This is a genomic window from Aeromonas sp. FDAARGOS 1407 (assembly GCF_019048725.1).
In the GTDB taxonomy this organism is placed as follows: domain Bacteria; phylum Pseudomonadota; class Gammaproteobacteria; order Enterobacterales; family Aeromonadaceae; genus Aeromonas; species Aeromonas enteropelogenes.
The window spans coordinates 3,465,750-3,483,210 of the sequence record NZ_CP077399.1; the positions used below are offsets into that span (position 1 = coordinate 3,465,750).

At 60.1% G+C, this 17,461-nt stretch carries 13 protein-coding genes; 3 read left to right on the forward strand and 10 right to left on the reverse strand.

Annotated features, from left to right (window positions below):
* Positions 1-68: 68 nt before the first annotated feature.
* From hydA to ygeW, 4 genes are all read right to left on the reverse strand, one after another.
* Complete coding sequence (hydA, locus tag I6L37_RS16330) at positions 69-1,481, reverse strand: dihydropyrimidinase (protein WP_216992400.1); 1,413 nt, start codon at positions 1,479-1,481, stop codon at positions 69-71.
* A 98-nt stretch (positions 1,482-1,579) separates the two neighbouring features.
* A complete protein-coding gene (locus tag I6L37_RS16335; RefSeq protein ID WP_216992401.1) occupies positions 1,580-2,797 on the reverse strand; it encodes a YgeY family selenium metabolism-linked hydrolase in 1,218 nt (405 codons plus the stop codon).
* A gap of 112 nt (positions 2,798-2,909) precedes the next feature.
* On the reverse strand, positions 2,910-4,109 hold the full coding sequence (gene dpaL / locus I6L37_RS16340) for a diaminopropionate ammonia-lyase (RefSeq protein ID WP_216992402.1): 1,200 nt from the start codon (positions 4,107-4,109) through the stop codon (positions 2,910-2,912).
* Between the two features lie 158 nt (positions 4,110-4,267).
* A complete protein-coding gene (ygeW, locus tag I6L37_RS16345) occupies positions 4,268-5,455 on the reverse strand; it encodes a knotted carbamoyltransferase YgeW (protein WP_042069255.1) in 1,188 nt (395 codons plus the stop codon).
* Positions 5,456-6,396: 941 nt separating this feature from the next.
* On the opposite strand from ygeW, the gene I6L37_RS16350 reads away from it, so the two are divergent.
* Entirely contained in the window at positions 6,397-6,600 is a 204-nt protein-coding gene (locus I6L37_RS16350) for a hypothetical protein (protein WP_026457241.1), read from the forward strand.
* A 359-nt stretch (positions 6,601-6,959) separates the two neighbouring features.
* On the opposite strand, the gene I6L37_RS16355 is transcribed toward I6L37_RS16350, so the two are convergent.
* From I6L37_RS16355 to cmoM, 6 genes are all read right to left on the reverse strand, one after another.
* A complete protein-coding gene (locus tag I6L37_RS16355) occupies positions 6,960-7,406 on the reverse strand; it encodes a GNAT family N-acetyltransferase (protein WP_216994190.1) in 447 nt (148 codons plus the stop codon).
* A gap of 199 nt (positions 7,407-7,605) precedes the next feature.
* Complete coding sequence (locus I6L37_RS16360) at positions 7,606-7,995, reverse strand: septal ring lytic transglycosylase RlpA family protein (RefSeq protein ID WP_216992403.1); 390 nt, start codon at positions 7,993-7,995, stop codon at positions 7,606-7,608.
* A gap of 166 nt (positions 7,996-8,161) precedes the next feature.
* Complete coding sequence (gene mukB, locus I6L37_RS16365) at positions 8,162-12,589, reverse strand: chromosome partition protein MukB (RefSeq protein WP_216992404.1); 4,428 nt, start codon at positions 12,587-12,589, stop codon at positions 8,162-8,164.
* 3 nt (positions 12,590-12,592) lie between these two features.
* Complete coding sequence (mukE, locus tag I6L37_RS16370) at positions 12,593-13,312, reverse strand: chromosome partition protein MukE (protein ID WP_026457138.1); 720 nt, start codon at positions 13,310-13,312, stop codon at positions 12,593-12,595.
* A complete protein-coding gene (mukF, locus tag I6L37_RS16375; RefSeq protein ID WP_042069246.1) occupies positions 13,293-14,627 on the reverse strand; it encodes a chromosome partition protein MukF in 1,335 nt (444 codons plus the stop codon). The genes mukE and mukF overlap by 20 nt, the downstream gene beginning before the upstream one ends.
* 184 nt (positions 14,628-14,811) lie before the next feature.
* Positions 14,812-15,588, reverse strand: a complete 777-nt coding sequence (gene cmoM, locus I6L37_RS16380; protein ID WP_042069245.1) for a tRNA uridine 5-oxyacetic acid(34) methyltransferase CmoM — start codon at positions 15,586-15,588, stop codon at positions 14,812-14,814.
* Positions 15,589-15,689: 101 nt separating this feature from the next.
* Between cmoM and elyC the strand changes: the two genes are divergently transcribed.
* Positions 15,690-16,475 carry an envelope biogenesis factor ElyC gene (gene elyC, locus I6L37_RS16385; protein ID WP_216992405.1) on the forward strand — a complete coding sequence of 262 codons (786 nt, stop codon included), beginning with the start codon at positions 15,690-15,692 and terminating at the stop codon, positions 16,473-16,475.
* A 135-nt stretch (positions 16,476-16,610) separates the two neighbouring features.
* A complete protein-coding gene (tpiA, locus tag I6L37_RS16390) occupies positions 16,611-17,366 on the forward strand; it encodes a triose-phosphate isomerase (protein WP_026457842.1) in 756 nt (251 codons plus the stop codon).
* Positions 17,367-17,461 lie beyond the last annotated feature (95 nt).

The window sequence follows — 17,461 nt, forward strand, 5'->3', positions numbered from 1 at the left end:
AACTGTTCGGCCAACATGCGGGGCTCTCGCCCCACGGGCAGGCGCTCCTAGGCGGTGTTCTCAAAATGCTAGTGCGGCGCCGGATACAGGAGCAGATTGAGCTCGGGGGCAAAGGGGGCGCGGGCCAGAAAACGGCCATGGCCGCGCCGCCCCAGAAACTCGCCGTCGCGGGCCACTATCTCGCCGCGGCTCAGGGTCAGCCTGATCCGGCCGGGGCAGCGCATCCCCTCGTAGGGGCTGTAGTCGCCGTTGTCGTGCAGCTGTTGATGGGAAATCAGGGTTTCACCGCGGGGATCCATCACCACCAGATCGGCGTCAGACCCAAGTTGCAGGTTGCCCTTGCGCGGCCAGAGGCCAAACAGGCGCGCCGGGTTGGCGCTGGTTAAGGCCACGAAGCGGGACGGCGAGATGCGCCCGCCGAGCACTCCGTGGGCAAACAGCAGCAGCATCCGGTTTTCGACCCCGGGCAAGCCGTTGGGGCAGCGGCTGAAATCGCCCCCCGAGAGGGTCATGCGCTGGGCGTGGGAGAAGTTGCAGTGATCGGTCGCCACCGTATCGATATCCCCGGCCGCCAACCCGACCCACAGCTTGTCCTGCTCGCGGCGCGAGCGCAGTGGCGGACTCAGCAGGTAGTCGACCCCGTTCTCCTTGTAATAACACTGCTCATCAAGCAGCAGATATTGCGGGCAGGTCTCCACCCAGACCGGCTGGCCCTGACGGCGCGCCAGCTTGAGGTACTCCAGCCCCAGGCCATTGGAGAGGTGAACGATATAAAGGGGCGCATTGCCAGCAAGCCCCGCCAGATTAATCATCCGGGCCACCGCCTCGGCTTCACACTCCAGCGGGCGGCTTTGCGGGTGATACCTGGGCTCACAGTGGCCGGCAGCCAGCAAGGCAGCCCGGCGCGCCGCGATGGCGGCATCGTTCTCGGGGTGCACGGTGGCAAGCGCCCCCACCTCCTTGAGGCGGGCCAGGGCGCGCAGCACGTCGCTGTCTCCCAGCTTGTAGCGGTAGGTGAGATAGAGCTTGAAGCTGCTGATCCCCTCCTCCTGCACCATGGCGGCCATCTCGTGGAGAATGTCGTCATCCACATGCTGAATGACGCCGTGAAAACCGTAGTCGATCACCGCCTGATCGGCGGCATAATCGTGATAGCGAGCCAGCTGGTGATGCAGGTTGCACCCCGCCGGGCCGAACCCCATGTGATCGATGATGGTGGTGGTGCCACCACAGGCGGCGGCACGGGTACCGCTGAAGAAGTCATCGCAGCTGCGGGCCATGCCCACATCGATGTTGAAGTGGGTGTGGACGTCGATCCCCCCCGGCATCACGTAGCAGCCGTCGGCCTCGATCACTTCGGTCTCGTCATCGGGCTGGATATGGGCGGCGCGGGCCCGGATCACCCCGTTATCGATCAGCAGATCCTGGCGATATTCCCCCTGCGCATCCACCAGGATGCCGTTCTTGATGAGCCGTTTCATCCGCTCCCCCTCAACCCCTGTTGCCCTTCACGCACCAAGCCCCGCCTGGGCGGGGCATATCGTTGGTAGCAGGGATGCCGGCATCCCTGCACCCTTGCTTACTTGTCCAGCTCCGCCAGATAGAGCATGGGGATCACCGCATACATGGCGGCGCACTTGACCAGATGCTCCTTCCAGGTCTTCTCGTTCGGGGCGTGGGCCTCCGGCTCCTTGCCCGGGCCAAAGCCGATGACCGGAATGCCGTGACGACCCATGATGGAAACCCCGTTGGTCGAGAAGGTCCACTTGTCGACCACCGGCTCCTTGCGGAACAACTCGCGATAGGCCTTGGAGAGGGTCTTGACCGTGATGTGATCCTCTTCCACTTTCCAGGTCGGGAAGTAGCACTCGGTGGGATAGACCAGACCCGTATAGGCAGGACGGTCGTACTGGTACATGGAGACTTCGGCACCGGCGGCTTTGACGGCCGGCAATGCGCGGATCTCGTCGAGCGCCCCTTGCCAGGTCTCGCCCCAGGTGAGGCGGCGGTCGATGGAGACGGCGCAGCTATCCGCCACCGCGCAGCGGCTCGGGGAGGTGAAGAAGATCTCGGAGACGGTCAATGTGCCCTTGCCGAGGAAGTCGTCATGGCCGAGGTTGTGGCTCAGCTCCTGCAACTCGCCAAGGATGGGGCCCATCTTGAAGATGGCGTTGTCGCCGCGCTCGGGCGCCGAGCCGTGGCAGCTCACCCCCTGCACCTCGACGCGGATCTCCATGCGACCGCGCTGGCCGCGATAGATGTTGCAGTCGGTCGGTTCGGTACTGACCACGAATTCAGGGCGGATCTTGCTCTGCTCTATGATGTACTGCCAGCAGAGGCCATCGCAGTCCTCTTCCTGTACGGTACCGGTCACCAGCAGGGTGTACTCATCTTCCAGCCCCAGATCCTTGATGATCTTGCCGGCGTAGACCATGGAGGCCATGCCCCCTTCCTGATCCGAGGCGCCGCGCCCGCCGATGATCTCGTGATCTTCCATCCCCTCATAGGGGTCGAAGGTCCAGTTGGCCATGTTGCCGACGCCCACGGTGTCAATGTGGGCATCCATGGCAATCAGATGCGGGCCATGGCCGATATAACCCAGCACGTTGCCCATGGGGTCAATCTCGACCTTGTCGAAACCGACCTTCTCCATCTCCTGCTTAATGCGCAGCACCACCTTCTTCTCGTCGCAGCTTTCACTGGGAATGGCGATCATGTCGCGCAGGAACTGGCTCATCTCGGCCTTGTACTGGTAGGCCTTCTCCAACACCATTTCAAACGGAATTTGCTTGTTCATTGTGATCCTCCATAACAACCTGATGTGCGAGGTTTGGCCTGTTTGCCAGCCCCGCCCTGACCCTTCACCGCGCCCCGTTGACAGGGCGCGATCAATGCTTCAATTCGTCTTCTTACTCGCAGGCGGGGTGCTTGCCTTCCCACACCACCTCCCGGTAGTGGGCCACGTCGGTATCCCCTTCGGTGTTGATCAGCAGCACCACTGAATCCTGGTTGAGCCCCAGCCGCGCCATCAGGGCATCCCGCTGCGGGTGGTGGCGCACCGCCGCCAGCAACCCGGTGCCGACCGAGCCTGATTCGCCCGAGATGATGCGGGGATCGTCGCCAAGGGGATTACCGAGCACCCGCATACCGAGCGCCGACACCTTGTCGTGACAGGAGATGAACTGGGTGGTGCAGTGCTTGAGCAGCGGCCAGCCGAGGGGATTGGGTTCACCGCAGGCGAGCCCGGCCATGATGGTGCGCATGTCGCCCCCCACGTTGACCATCTCGCCGGCCACGCCGGAGCGGTAGAGGCAGTCGGCCTGCTCCGGCTCGATGACGATGCTGTGCAGGTTTCTTGCCCCGAAGCAGTCCACCAGATAGCCGAGCACGCCGCCTGCCAGCGCCCCGACCCCGGCCTGCAGCAGCACATGGGTGGGCTGCTGGATGCCCATGGCCTGCATCTGCTCGACCGCTTCATCGGCCAGGGTGGAGTAACCCTGCATGATCCAGGTCGGGATCCTGGTGTACCCCTCCCAGGCGGTGTCCTGCACTATGTGCCAGCCGCGCTCTTCGGCCATCTTCATGGTGAGGCGCACGGTATCGTCATAGTTCATGTCGGTGACGATGCACTCGGCGCCGAGGTTCAGGATGTGATCCACCCGCTCCCGGGCCGAGCCCTTGGGCATATAGACCACCGCATGCTGACCCACCTGTTTGGCGGCCCAGGCGACGCCACGGCCGTGGTTGCCATCCGTGGTGGTAGCAAAGGTCATCGGCTCCTTGATGGTGCGCTTGATGAGATCGAAGGTGAAATCCTCGATGGCCACCCCGTATTTTTCACAGAGCAGGTTGGCGATGGCATAGACGCCCCCCAGCATCTTGAAGGCGTTGAGACCAAAACGTTTGGATTCGTCCTTGACCAATATATTTTTCACCCCGACATAATCCGCCAGTGCTTTCAAATCACAGAGCGGCGTCGGTTCATATCCGGCCAGTTTTTTATGAAATGCACGGGCCTTTTGTGCTTCGACACGGGAAAATAACGGGGATGTTTCTCCGGTAAAAAAGCGGTTATCCGCAATATCCATCTTCAGAGAAAATTGGGACATAGTGACCTCACAAAGAGTGACCTCACGAAGAGTGACTTCACCAAGAGCCATCTCGCCGGAGAGACCTTATTCAAGGGGCTATCCGGGGAGAAGACTCGCGATAATAAATGCGCTCTTGCAGTGGGCAGGGTGAAATAACCACCCTGCCCGACTTGCCATTATTTGACGCGCTTTTGCGCTTCCTTGATCAGATTTTCCAGGGTTTCGGCAGGCGCCGAGAATTTGCGGGCCATGATCATGGCGGCGATGATATAGGGCTTCCAGCTCGCCTCTTTATAAGTGGCGATGCGATATTTCTCGAATACCCCTTCGGTCACCTCACCCTCCTTGCAGGAGACACCGGAAATATCCGCCGGCAGGCAGTGCATATAAAGCGCCTCGCCCCCCTTGGTGAGTTTCATCATCTCTTCGGTGCAGTGCCAATCCTTGTGCTTGGCGTTTTGCGCCAGGCAATGTTTCTCGAGCTCTTTGAGGCCGGCGTGGTCATTGGCCCGCAGCAACTCGGTGCGCTGTTCCATCACCTGGTAGGGCGCCCAGGACTTCGGATAGACGATGTCCGCATCCTTGAACGCCTCTTCCATGGAAGTGACCTGACGGAAGCTGCCGCCGGAGGCCTTGGCGTTCTCTTTGGCCACCTCGATCACGTCCGGGATCAGGTCATACCCCTCGGGATGAGCCAGGGTCACGTCCATGCCAAAACGGGTCATCAGCCCGATGATGCCCTGCGGCACAGAGAGCGGTTTGCCGTAGCTCGGGGAGTAGGCCCAGGTCATGGCAATCTTCTTGCCCTTGAGGTTTTCCAGGCTCCCGAAGTGCTCCTGCAGCCAGGCGAGATCAGCCATGGACTGGGTCGGGTGATCAATGTCGCACTGCAGGTTGACCAGGGCCGGACGCTGGGGCAGCACCCCCTTCTCGAACCCTTCGTCGAGCGCCGCCCCCACTTCGCGCATATAGGCGTTGCCGGCCCCGAGATACATGTCGTCGCGAATGCCGATGGCATCGGCACAAAACGAGATCATGTTGGCGGTCTCGCGTACCGTCTCACCGTGAGCTATCTGGGATTTGCCCTCATCCAGATCCTGCTGGGCCAGGCCAAGGAGATTCAGGGCGGACGCGTAAGAGAAGCGGGTCCGGGTGGAGTTATCGCGGAAAACCGAGATACCGAGCCCGCTGTTGAACAGCTTGGTGGAAATATTTTCGGCGCGCAGGGTCTTGAGGGATTCGGCCAGTTTCAATACCAATTCCAATTCCTGCGGGGTTTGCTCCCAGGTCAGCAGAAAATCTTTTTCGTGAAGGTTGGAGTTGAGTGCCTTTATCTCTTTGATTAAATCGTTAACTGCTTTCATCGTTCGCCCCAATCATTGGATGATATATGGATAGCTCCCCTTTCACTCACGATGTCACCAGCGTCACGGTTGTGGGTGAGCTCATCGGTTAGCGTCGACAAGAGATAATCAATAAGCGTGCCAGATTAAAAAAAGGCGGGGGAATAATAGGAAAAGGAAAAAGTATGTGATGAACGGCACAAAAATAACGATTATTTCAGAGAGTTATCCAATCACGTCGGCGGCTTCTGTCATTTGCCGTGAATAGTGCATGAATCAAGATTGATAAAAACGCCTCCTGCCAACCAGGAATTATCATCAGGGCCCTGCAATGGGGAACATAAATGATATGGGCGGGGCTGCCATTATCATTATGATAATAAGAGCCTCATCCCTGGTAGCCGTACTCCGGCGTCCATCATATGGCGCAGATCAAGCGTCGGGCCAGAGCTGACCACAACCGCTGCGCCCCCTTACAACCGGAAAAAGCACAGGTACGCGACAGTCAACATCCCTGACCCAATACCCCCACAACTGCGAAATAGACTACTTTTCCAACAAAAAGAAACGGCTATGGGTGGCCCGGGCAACCAGCTTGTGGCACTCTGGCCAATCTCAGGGAAAGATCCACCACGACACCGAGGTGTCATCACAGCAAAGGAGCGCCACCGATGGCCAAAGTCAGCAAGAAAGAGATCAAGAAGAAGATCGCCGCCCGTCTCGAGAAGATTGCCAAGCACGAGAGCAAGATCAAGAAGCTGAAGAAGGCCCTGAAGTAAGGGCTACGCGATAAGAAAAACCGCCAGCAGGCGGTTTTTTATTGCCGCATATCCTCAAATAACACCGGCCCCCGCGGGTTGCCCATAAATAAAGGGCAAGAGCGCCGAACGGGCGCCGCGCACGGCGTTATCACGAACTAGCCTTGATGATGTGTTTGATATGAGCCTGTTGTGGAGCGCCATATGTACTCTTACACCCTCACCTTCAAGGATGAAGCCGATCGCCTGACCGCCCCGGAGCAAGAGATCAGCCTGCAAAGCCCCGCCCTCGCCGGGGACTTTATCATTCTCTCCGACGGCAGCCGCCATCAGATCATGTTTATCACCCACCGTGCCCACTACAGCAGCCTCTATCTCGATAAAGGAGTCAGGGTGCCACAGGGCTGACGGACATGTGGGTCATATCAAACAGCTTGTCGAGCACACTCGCACGCAAACCACGCAAATAGAAAAGCGGCCTGTTGGCCGCGGGTTATGGCGAGAAACGCCGTCATGGCATTGAGATGGCTATTCGCTCTTTAACACCGGCTGGCGCACTATCTCGACACCTTTTTTATAGACCACCAGCATCCCGGGCGGGCGATCAGGCTCTCCTATCACGGTCACCTCACAATCATAGCGATAAGGGCCGCTGGTGAATTGATATCCCCGGCCATCGCCTCATCTCTGCTCCCCTGCTCTGTTTTCCTCCCCATTCACCTTGAGGAGAGGCTGCCCCGTATTTGGTTTTACACGCCTGCGAACGGCTATTTATCGAGCGCCAGGAAATAGTGATACCCATCTTCCTTCCTATACCCCAGGGACTCATACAATCTTTGCGCGGCCGAATTGTCTCTCGCGGTTTCCAGGGCCAGCCCCCTGGCGTTTGTCGCCATGGCAAACGCCTTTGCCGTATCCATCAATTTTTTGGCAACTCCCAAGCGCCTGGCCTGCGCCACGACATACAGGTCGTTCAGAACCCATATCCGTTTGGCGGCGACGGATGAAAATGAGGGGTAGAGCTGGGTAAAACCGATGCCGGCACCCTGCTTATCTCTGGCAAAAAAGATCACTGACTCCTGTTGTGACAGGCGCTCGGCCAGAAAATGACGAGCCAGGGTCATATCCTCTTGTTGGCCGTAAAAGATCCGGTATGCGTTAAATAAGGGGCTGATGATATCCAGATCATCCATGCCGGCCCTGATAATTTCCATCAACTCTGCTCCATCCCAGAAACATCATCAAAATAGGTATCGGGTACTCCGTCCTCTTTATCAGTCAGAGAACGAGTCCATCAGGACGATACCCGAGAGCCATCGAAACTGACATAACCGGCGCCAGTAAACTCCACGGGAAATGGAGAAAGTTGGTCAAAGGCAGGGGGCGGAGCCATTTTTGGGCTCACGCCACTCGCTACATCACCTCGATCTTTACCTTGATAAGGCCAGCGCGCGTATTGCCGATGGCGCTGAACGCGGAGCGGGAGAGATCGATGATGCGCCCGCGCTTAAAGGCGCCTCTGTCATTGACCTTAACCACCACGCTCCTGCCGTTGGCGAGATTGGTGACCCGCACCATGGAACCAAAAGGCAGCGTCATATGGGCGGCGGTGTTGAGATTGGTTTGATAGCGCTCGCCACTGGCAGTGCGCTTGTTGTGGTAGCGGTCGGCGTAGTAGGAGGCGAGCCCCGTCTCGGTATAGCCTTGCCAGTTGCCGCCGCGACCTGCATCAGGCTGGCTGCTGCAGGCTGCCAGTAGCAGACTAAGCGATAACAGCAGCCCTTTTTGCACTCCCCTCTTCATCCTGTTTCCCCGATATTGATGGCGCCACCCGACCCGCAGGCTGACGCTTCGTTGCCAAAATGCGGCTTTCGCGCACGAGTCGTCCACTTTCGCATATTTTCCATAGAAAACGGGAGGCCAAGCCTCCCGTTTTGTTTATTCACCCGTCAACCTTTGTCAGGCGTGGTCAGGCGATAAGCTTGTCATCGCTAAAGCCGAAGCCGCGCAGACCCACCACATGCACGTGCTCGTGCTTGCCCTGCACCTTGCGGATGAGCTTGTAGGTGGTGCCCTTCTCGGGGCTGATGTTCTCCGGCGCGGCGATAAGCAGCTGCATGTCCTGCCGCTCACACAGCTCGAACAGGGTGGCGATGGATTTGCCATCCAGACGGGCCGCTTCGTCGAGGAACAACAGGCGGCAGGGGGCTATGTCCTTGCCGCGCAGACGACGGGACTCCTCCTCCCAGCTGATCAGCACCATCAAGAGGATGGCCTGACCGGTACCGATCGCCTCGCCGGTGGAGAGCGCGCCGCTTTCGGCCCGCAGCCAGCCATCTGCACCGCGCTGCACCTCGATCTCCAGCTCCAGGTAGTTGCGATAGTCGAGCAGCACGTCGCCCATCACCTGATAGCTGCGATCCCCCTGTTCAATTTGCGGGTTGAGGCGCTGGAACAGCTTGGCCATCGCCTCGGAGAAGCTAAGCTCCTTGTCGGCGAACAGGTCGTTGTGCATGGCGGTCTGATCGGCAAGCGCAGTCAGCAAACGGGTGTGCGCCTCGCGGATATTGACGTTGAGGCGCACCCCGCGCACCAGACCGAAGGCGATGTTCTGCAGGCCCTGGTTCAGCACCCGGATGCGGTTCTGCTCGCGGCGGATGATGTTGGTGATCTTGGCCGCCACCTCGTGGGAGGAGAGCGACAGATGGGTTTCCCGCTGCTTGAGCTCGTCGGCAAGACGGGCCAGCTCGATCTCCATCTCCTCGATGGCCTCCACCGGATCATCGGAGCGGATGATGTCGTTGCGGATGCGATCTTTAAGGTAACGGTAGACCTGCACGTAGAAGGCCACCTTCTGCTCGGTGCTGCGGTTGCCTTCGGAGAGACGCAGCGCATCGCGCAAGGCCTCGTCGTGGGCCACCGCCACCCGCAGGGCGCCGAGCGCCTTGTCCGACATGGAGCGCAGCTCGTCGCTGTCAAGATACGCCAGCTCGCGCTTATTCAAACGCTTCTCGACGTCGGTCTCCCGCGCCAGCCGCACCACCCGCGACCAGCTCGCCTTGTGACCCACCAGGGATTTGCGAGCGCCGTAGTAATCCTTGCCTTCGAGCTTGAGACGACCACCGAGGGATTCGATCTCGCGCTTGGTTACCTGCAGCTGGGCCTCGGCGCTGGTGCGACGGGAGCGGGTGCGAATAAGCAGCTCTTCAATCTCTTTCTTGTGGGCGCGCGCCTTCTCTTCCATGTCATCGGAGAGGGTCAGCCCCATGGCCGCGAGCTCCTGCTCGAACTCGGTCAGGGTCTGGCGCTTGGCCTCGACGCTGGAGTTGAGGGCGGTGCGCAGCTGCAACGCCTCGGTGTGACGCTGGGCAATCTGCTTGTGCTGCTCGCCAGCGGTGCGGGCCGCCAACTCGGCCGCCTTGAGCTTCTCTTTGAGTCGCTCGCTCATCTCGGAGGCTTTGCCCAGCAGGTCTTGCGCATCCTGATAGGCAAAGTGCGGCAGGCGGGCCACCAGCTGATCGAGGGCGTAGCAACGGCGCTTCTGCTCGGCCAGCAATTCGTTGGCTTCGTCAAACGCCGCCTGTAGGGCAGAGAGATCCTGCGGATCCTGACGCAGCACCTGCACCATGGTTTCCAGCTTCTCGAGCGACTTGCCGTGCTTGGCGATAAAGGCTTCGGCCTGTTTCAACGCTTCCACATCGGCGTGAGCCGCCTCGAGGCGGGCAGCCAGCTCTGTCTCGGCAAACAGGTGGGCAAAGGGCAGCATCCCCTGCACCAGCTGGATATGGCGGGTCAGCTGGGCGGCGGCCGCTTTGGCATCATTCAGCTGCTTGTTGCACTCGGCGATGGTCTCTTGCAGCTTGCGCTGCTCGGTCTGTTTGGCATGCACTTCCGCTTCGGGGTCGGGGCGGAAGGCGATATCCAGATGCTGGCCGATAAAGTCGCGGAAGTGACCGTAGAGGCGGTGGTACTTCTGCTGCTCGAAGGCGGCCTTGGCGTAACCCTCGATCAGCTCTTCGCGCTCAAGGTCGAGCTGCTCGATCCGCTTTTCCCGGGCGGCGCGGCCAAACAGCGGCAGCTCGGGGTAGCGGGAGAAGCGCACCTGACGCTTGCTGGTGCGCACCAGCACGGCGTCACCCAGCTCGTCGGCCTCCACCAGATCCTCGTCAAAGGAGTCGGGGTTGCCTTGGATGAGGTAGATATCTTCCGGGCAATCTTCCAGCTTTTTCAGCCGCTCGATGGCGCCTTCCAGGTCGAGCACCACCAGAGCGCTGCGAGCCGGGCCATAGAGTGCGGAGTAGTAAGGGGCATCGTCGATGGAGATGTCGTCATAGACATCGGAGAGCAGCACGCCCCCCACCTGCTCGGCAATGCGGGCCAGGCGCGGATCTGCCTCACCAGCCCCCAGCTGCAGGTTGCGAATTTGCAGCTCCAGCGCCTGTTTCTGCGCCGCGATGCGGTTGCTCTCCTGCTCGAACTCACGCTCCTTGTCGAGCACGCTCTGCATGCCGGAAGAAAGTTCTTCGGCGGTGGCGAGCGGCAGCCCACTCTGCTCGCGCAATTGCTCGAGCTTTTCGAAGGATTTCAGCCAGCGCGGGGCAAGCTTGGTCAGCTCCGCGATATCGCGGCCGAGCTGAGTGCCCTGATGCTCGAGGCTGGCGCGGCGCTGATTGACTTCAGCCTGTTGCTCGGCCAGCTCCTCCTGACGGGTGCGCTGGGCTTCGAGGAAGATTTCCAGCTCGTCCTGGCTCGCGATCAGCTGGCCAGAAGCCTGCTGCAGCTCGTCACGCAAGCGCAGCAGCGCCTGCTGGCTCTCGCTCTCTTTCTCGAGGCGGGCCAGCGCGGCGCGCAGCCCCTGCCCCTGGGCGATGCGGGCCTTGTCTTCGATATGGCGCTTGAGCAGTGCCTGCGCGGTGGGCCAGGCGGCCTCGCGGGCGGTCTCGGAGGCGATGCTCAAAAGCAGCGCCAGCGCCGCTTCGTGCTCGGCCACCGCCGCCTTGGCCAGCGCCAGCTGCTGCTCGGCCCCCAGCACCCGGCTGGTGAGGCTCTGCTCGGCGGCGCGGAACTGGTGCAGGGTATCGCTTGCCTGTTCGGCGGTCAGCCCCGGCAGCTCGCACTGCTCGCGAGCCGTCTCCAGGGCCTGCACCGCCTGACGGTACTGGATGGCGCGGGTCTGCTGGATATCCAGCGCCTGCTGGTAGTCGGCGAGCTGGGTCTTGAGGCTGTCCACCTCTCCTTGCGCCAGCTCCTTGCGCTCCTCCACCTCCAGCAACTGGCCGTGGATCTCTTCTACCACCGCCTGCTGCTGTTCGAGTTTGTTAGAGAGATCCGCCAGATCGGCGCGGTACATCTCGATCTTCTTTTGCAAGCTGACTGCGGCCATCACCTTGGCCAAATGCTCGGCGGCGGACTCCAGCTCGTCGGTCAGCAGTTTCTCGCGGTTGGTGAGCTGCTCCACCTCGTCGGCCAGATAGATGGCGCGCTGCTTCTCTTCGGCCAACAGGCGGCGTTTTCCTGCCAGCTCCTGACGAGCCTTGAGGGCCTGCTCGGAGAGGCGGTTCTTCTCGGCGGCATTGCGCACATAATCCGCCGCCACATAGTGAGTGGTCTCGGTAATGAGGTTCTTGAACAGATCCCGCTGGCCCTGAGTCTCTTTAATAGCCTCAAGGGTGCGGCGGTTCTCGTAGATGGCCGCCTCCATGTCCTGGAACGCCTTGCGCACGCCGGAGTTCTCCGGCAGCAGGTATTCACGCAAGGATCGGCTGATGGACGAAGAGATACCGCCGTAGAGGGAGGCTTCGATCAGGCGATAGAACTTGCCGCGATCTTTTTGATCACGAAGCTTCTTCGGGGTGATGCCGAACTCGAACATGAAGTTGTGATAGTCGGTCACCGTATTGAACTTGGCGACTTTCAACGCCCCCAGCTCCGCCGCCGCCCCTTTCAGATCGGCAAACGCGCGCACCCGCCCCTTGCCGTCCTCGAGTTTTTCCAGCAGCAGATCGGTGGGCACCAGATTGTCCGGCACATCCACCAAGGCGAACGGGGTGATATTGACCTTGTTGTCACGGTTGGCCACCTGCTCCAGATGCACGCCGACCCAGATCCGCTGCTCGCGGCTGTTCATCACTTCCAGCACTGAGTAGCAGTGACCGCGCTGCAGCTTGCCGTAGAGCCCCTTGTCACGGGAGGCGCTGCTCGATCCAGCCTCCGTGGTGTTGCGAAAATGGAGCAGAGACTGATCGGGAATGAGGGCCGCGATAAAGGCCGCCATGGTGGTGGACTTGCCCGCGCCGTTGCCGCCGGAGAGGGTAGTGACCAGCTGGTCGAGATCGAAGGTCCGGGCGAAGAAGCCGTTCCAGTTGACCATGGTCAGGGATTTGAACTTGCCTCGCACCTTTTATACCTCCAGATCCAGTTGTTCTTCATCGAGGTCCGCCTCGATATCGTCAAACAGCGAGTCGCTGCTCGGCATTTCGTCGTCGTGGAAGATGGCCTCCCCTTCCTGGATCATCCGCAGTTGGACGGCGCGGGGATCCTCATCGGAACGCACATCGGCGGCGAAGCGGAACACGGACTCGTTGACCCGGAATTTGTCCCCGTTGCCAAGGGCGGTGATCATACCAAGGCGACGCAGCCGGCGCATGGAGGTGCGAATTTTTTCGAGCAGCTTCTTCTTGTCCAGATCGGTGCCGCCGGAGCGGCTGTTGACCATGCGCAGCAGCTGCTTCTCGTCGGCCAGGCTCAGCACCTCCTCCTGCAGCTCGCCCATGGCAAACACCCCTTCCGAGGCGAGGCGATCAGGGCTCAAATAGAGGTAGCAAAGCACCTTGCCCACCAGCATATCGAGCTCGGAGAGCACTGTGGTGCCGATGTCGGCACTGGGGCGCGGACGCAGGTAGAAAAAGCCTTCCGGCGCCTTGATGAGTTCGACCTGATAGCGGCCGTAGAAGATCTCCAGCTCCTGGTGATACTCCACCAGTGCCGAGTGCTGTTCGAACTCGTCGGCACTGATGTGACGACCGGAGCGCAAGGCGGTATCGATGCGCGGAAACAAGGGGTTGGCAATGGCCTCTGCGAGCCGCAGCGGCAAGGGAAACTCAGTATTGATCAATGACATAGGCCTGAACCTTGGATCCAGCTTGGTTAATGGGTTTCCATGCAGGTTGGCGATGCAGCTCGCGCTCGCCGCTGGCATGGCCCAGGCGCACGGCCTGGTCAATCAGAAGACGCGCCACGTCGAAGTGGGCATGGGCCGGGTAGTCCAGCAGGTATTCCCGCAGCACGTCGGCCAAATCCAGCTGCTGACCCTGCTCGGGATAGCGGGCCAGGTAGCGCTCGATACGCTCGGCCAGCTCCTGGTTGATGTCCACCATCTCCATGTACTCCATCTCGAGGGGCACTTCGCCGGTCACCTCCTCGTCGTGGATGGCGATGGTTTCGTCGCGCAGCTCCAGCAAACGCGGCTCTTCGGCCACCCGCAGCTGCCAGTTGTGCTGATCGAAGTTACGGATGGATTCCCGCAGCCGCTGGCTGAAGGCGCGGTTCTTGTCCATGTCGATGGCGTTGCGGATGAACTTGTGGACGTGCCTGTCGTAGCGGGCCCACAGCTCGATGCACTGCTGGCCCCAGGAGGTGATGACGTCGAGCCGTCCTTGCAAGGCGTGAGTCAGCTCCTCGACGTGGAACAGATCCTCACGCCCCTGGGCAGCTTCCTGAATGTTGAGCAGCCCCGCCTGCAGGCGGTGGCCAGCGGCGTCCAGGGTATCCTGCAACTCGCGCAGGGTCTGGCCGGTCTCGTGCAGCAGTTTTTCGCAGCTGTGAATGGCATCGACCCAGTTCTGGGTCAGCAGGGCCGCGATCTCGTTTTTGACCTGATTCTGCTGCTCATCCATGGCGCGCTGGGTGAGATCGATGCGCCCCAGAGTCTCTTCCAGGGAGAAGGTGAGGCGCGGCAGCACCTCGGCATCCCACTGCTCGCGGGTGTTGGTCTCGAGCGCCGCCTTGCGGGCGGTATCGAGCTCGGCCGCCAGGTGTTCGAGCAAAATGGAGAGCTTGATGGAGTCAACCTGACGCTGATCCAGGAAGAAATCGACGATGCTCATGCCAAGGCGCGACAGGCGATAGAGGCTCTCCCCCGCCACCATGTCGGTGTTGAAGCGCGACAGCAACTGCTGGCGAATGAGATCGTTGATGGCGTTGTTGGCGCGGCCGGTGAGGGTCTCGTCCATCTGGCCAAAGGCACTGCTGACGTAGCCAAAGGCATCGTGCAGGGCCGCCTCCGACAGATCCGACTCATCTTCGGACAGGGTCTTGATTGCAATCAGAAAGGCCAGCCGGTCGGTGGGCAGGTTTAGCGCCAACCCCTCCTGCCTGACCCACCCTACTATCTCCGGCAAAGAACGCTCGGGCAGGGTACGGGATGTACTCATCATGACGTTGTCATCTCGTTGTTATCCATCTGGATGGCCTCATCAGGAAGATCCGGCCATCTCGTTGTTATCCATTGGATGGCCTTATCAGAACAATCCGGCCATCTCGTCGTGCTATCAAATGCAAGCGGCAACCCGTTCACAGCTGCCTTTGGCAGCATCCCACCGATAAAAACAAGAACGTCTATCAACTGGCGGGCTTTTGCGCCATCACGTGGATATAGCGCCCCAGGGCGACAAACGGTTCCTGGCGGCAATATTGCTGCTCCATGGCCAGCAGATCGTCGAATTTTTCCACCTGATCCTGCTTGTGGCGCATGTAGTCGTGAATGACCCGCACCCCGGTCTTGCCGATGATCCGCAAGCCCCCCCGCCCTATCCAGTCATAGACCTGCTCCGGCAGCTGGGGATTGGTGGGGGTCAGGGCAGTCTGACGCTTCTTGCGCAAACCCAGGCGCACATAGTCAAAGTTGCCCACCACCAGGCTCTGGAACAGCAGACCATGGCGGTTGTAAAAAAGCAGCGACAGTATGCCCCCGGCATTGACGAAAGGAAACAGACCTAACAGGGTCTGGCGTGGCTCGGCAAGCCACTCCAGCACGGCGTGGCAGAGTACCAGATCGAAGGTACCGGTCACATGTTGCTTCAGATCCTGAATGGGGCAATGAATGAGACGAATATTGTCTTCCAGCCCCTTCTCGGCGATCTGGGTCCGGGCCAGTGCCAGCATTTCGGCGGAGAGATCGCACAATTCCACCTGATGGCCCATGGCCGCCAGCTTCTGGGCAAAGTAGCCAAATCCGCCCCCCGCATCCAGGATGCGCAGGGGCCGGTTGCCAAGGCGGGCCAGACAGGCCTCGATGTCGCTCCAGACGATGGTGGTACGAATGCGCCCCTTGGTGGAGTCATAAATATTGCGGGCGAACTTGTCGGCCCGCCCGTCGAAACTCTGATCTTGCTTCAAGGAGAAACTCAACTTTTGCGCCACAGGGTTGTGGCCATCCCAAAAAAGAGAGGTATTCTGTCACATCCCGAATTTGCTGAAAACTCAAGGACGATAGTGCCGTGTTTGCGCTCAACTTTTTTGCCATCAAGAAGTGGCTTGGCCAGCTGCTGATGCCGCTCCCCTTTTCTCTCTCCTTGTTGCTGCTGGCCCTGCTGCTGCTCTGGTTCACACGCTTTCAGAAAACCGGCAAGCTGCTGGCAACCCTCTCCCTGCTCATCGTCGCCCTGATGGGCACGCGCCCGATAAGCTATGAGCTGGCCCGCCCACTGGAGCAGACCTTCCCGCCCTTCGAGGTGAGCCAGCATCCGGATATCCAGGCCATCGTGGTACTGGGCAACGGCCATGTCAGCGATCCGGCGGTGCCCGAGCGTTCCTGGCAGAACAACATTGCCCTGGCCCGCACTCTGGAAGGGGTGCGCCTGGCCCAGGCCTATCCCGATGCCGAGCTTATCTTCTCCGGTTACGTGTCGGGGGATCCCCTGTCGAACGCCGAGGTCAATGCCCGCATGGCACAGAGCCTCGGCATACCGCGTACACGGATCACGTTGTTTGAAAACAACAAAGACACTCATGATGAAGCAGTCAGTATCAGCCGCCATCTCAAGGGAAAACGGGTCGCACTGGTGAGTTCAGCCACCCATCTTCCCCGCGCCATGGCCCTCTATCAGGGACAGGGACTCAATGCCGTGCCGGCCCCCACCGATTACACCGCCAAGCAGAGCCAGGAGCCCCAGCCTCTCTATAGTTATCTGCCCAAGGGGCGTTATCTGATGTATTCCGAGGCTGCCATTCACGAATGGATTGGGGTATGGTGGGCACGCTTGCGGGGGCAGGTTAACGAATGAGCGATCAAGCGTTTCATTCCTGATTTGGATCAGGAAAGCGAAAAAAAATTACGTCATTTGCCGCCGGGTCAGCTATCTTGGGCTCGGTTCAATTCATATAATGTCGCGCAATCAAATGCCTAGGAGATATAGAAGATGAGACAGCACCTGGTAATGGGTAACTGGAAACTGAACGGCACCAAGGCTTCCGTAGAAGCACTGATCAAAGGACTGACCCCGGCGGCTGCCGCTCATCCTTCTGTTCAAGTCGCCGTCTGCCCCCCTGTTATCTTTTTGGGTATGGTTGAACAGCTGACTGCCGGCACCAAGATTGCCTACGGCGCCCAGAACGCTGACGTGCACGAGTCTGGTGCCTTCACCGGCGAGAACGCTCCGTCCATGCTCAAGGCCTTCGGTTGCACCTACTCCCTGGTCGGCCACAGCGAGCGTCGCACCCTGCACGCAGAGACCGACGACGTGGTTGCTGCCAAGTACGAAGCCATCCAGAAAGGCGGTCTGGTACCGGTTCTGTGCATCGGTGAGACCCTGGCCCAATTCGAGGCCGGCACCACCAACCAGGTGGTTGAGACCCAGCTGAAGGCCGTTATCGACCGCTGCGGTATCGCCTCTTTCGCCAACGCCGTCATCGCTTACGAGCCGGTATGGGCCATCGGCACCGGCAAGACTGCCACCCCGGAAATCGCCCAGGCCGTTCACGCCCACATCCGTCAGTACCTGGCCGGTTTTGACGCAGACGTGGCTGCCAAGGTACAGATCCTGTACGGTGGTTCCGTAACTGGCGCGACCGCTGCCGACCTGTTCGGTCAGCCGGACATCGACGGTGGCCTGGTGGGTGGTGCGTCCCTGAAAGTGGACGACTTCTCCCAGATCATCGCTGGCGCGGCCAAGTAATCGGCTGCCATGGAGGGGGCGCTTGCCCCCTCCTGCGTATCGCTTTTCCTATGGTGGCCCCCGCATCCCATACGAAAGCCGATATAGTAAAAATG

Excerpts from the sequence above, each read along its gene's own strand:
- hydA (WP_216992400.1), bottom strand. The coding sequence starts at position 1,481 with ATGAAACGGCTCATCAAGAACGGCATCCTGGTGGATGCGCAGGGGGAA.
- I6L37_RS16335 (WP_216992401.1), bottom strand. The coding sequence starts at position 2,797 with ATGAACAAGCAAATTCCGTTTGAAATGGTGTTGGAGAAGGCCTACCAG.
- dpaL (WP_216992402.1), bottom strand. The coding sequence starts at position 4,109 with ATGTCCCAATTTTCTCTGAAGATGGATATTGCGGATAACCGCTTTTTT.
- ygeW (WP_042069255.1), bottom strand. The coding sequence starts at position 5,455 with ATGAAAGCAGTTAACGATTTAATCAAAGAGATAAAGGCACTCAACTCC.
- I6L37_RS16350 (WP_026457241.1), top strand. The coding sequence starts at position 6,397 with ATGTACTCTTACACCCTCACCTTCAAGGATGAAGCCGATCGCCTGACC.
- I6L37_RS16355 (WP_216994190.1), bottom strand. The coding sequence starts at position 7,406 with ATGGAAATTATCAGGGCCGGCATGGATGATCTGGATATCATCAGCCCC.
- I6L37_RS16360 (WP_216992403.1), bottom strand. The coding sequence starts at position 7,995 with ATGAAGAGGGGAGTGCAAAAAGGGCTGCTGTTATCGCTTAGTCTGCTA.
- mukE (WP_026457138.1), bottom strand. The coding sequence starts at position 13,312 with ATGTCATTGATCAATACTGAGTTTCCCTTGCCGCTGCGGCTCGCAGAG.
- mukF (WP_042069246.1), bottom strand. The coding sequence starts at position 14,627 with ATGATGAGTACATCCCGTACCCTGCCCGAGCGTTCTTTGCCGGAGATA.
- tpiA (WP_026457842.1), top strand. The coding sequence starts at position 16,611 with ATGAGACAGCACCTGGTAATGGGTAACTGGAAACTGAACGGCACCAAG.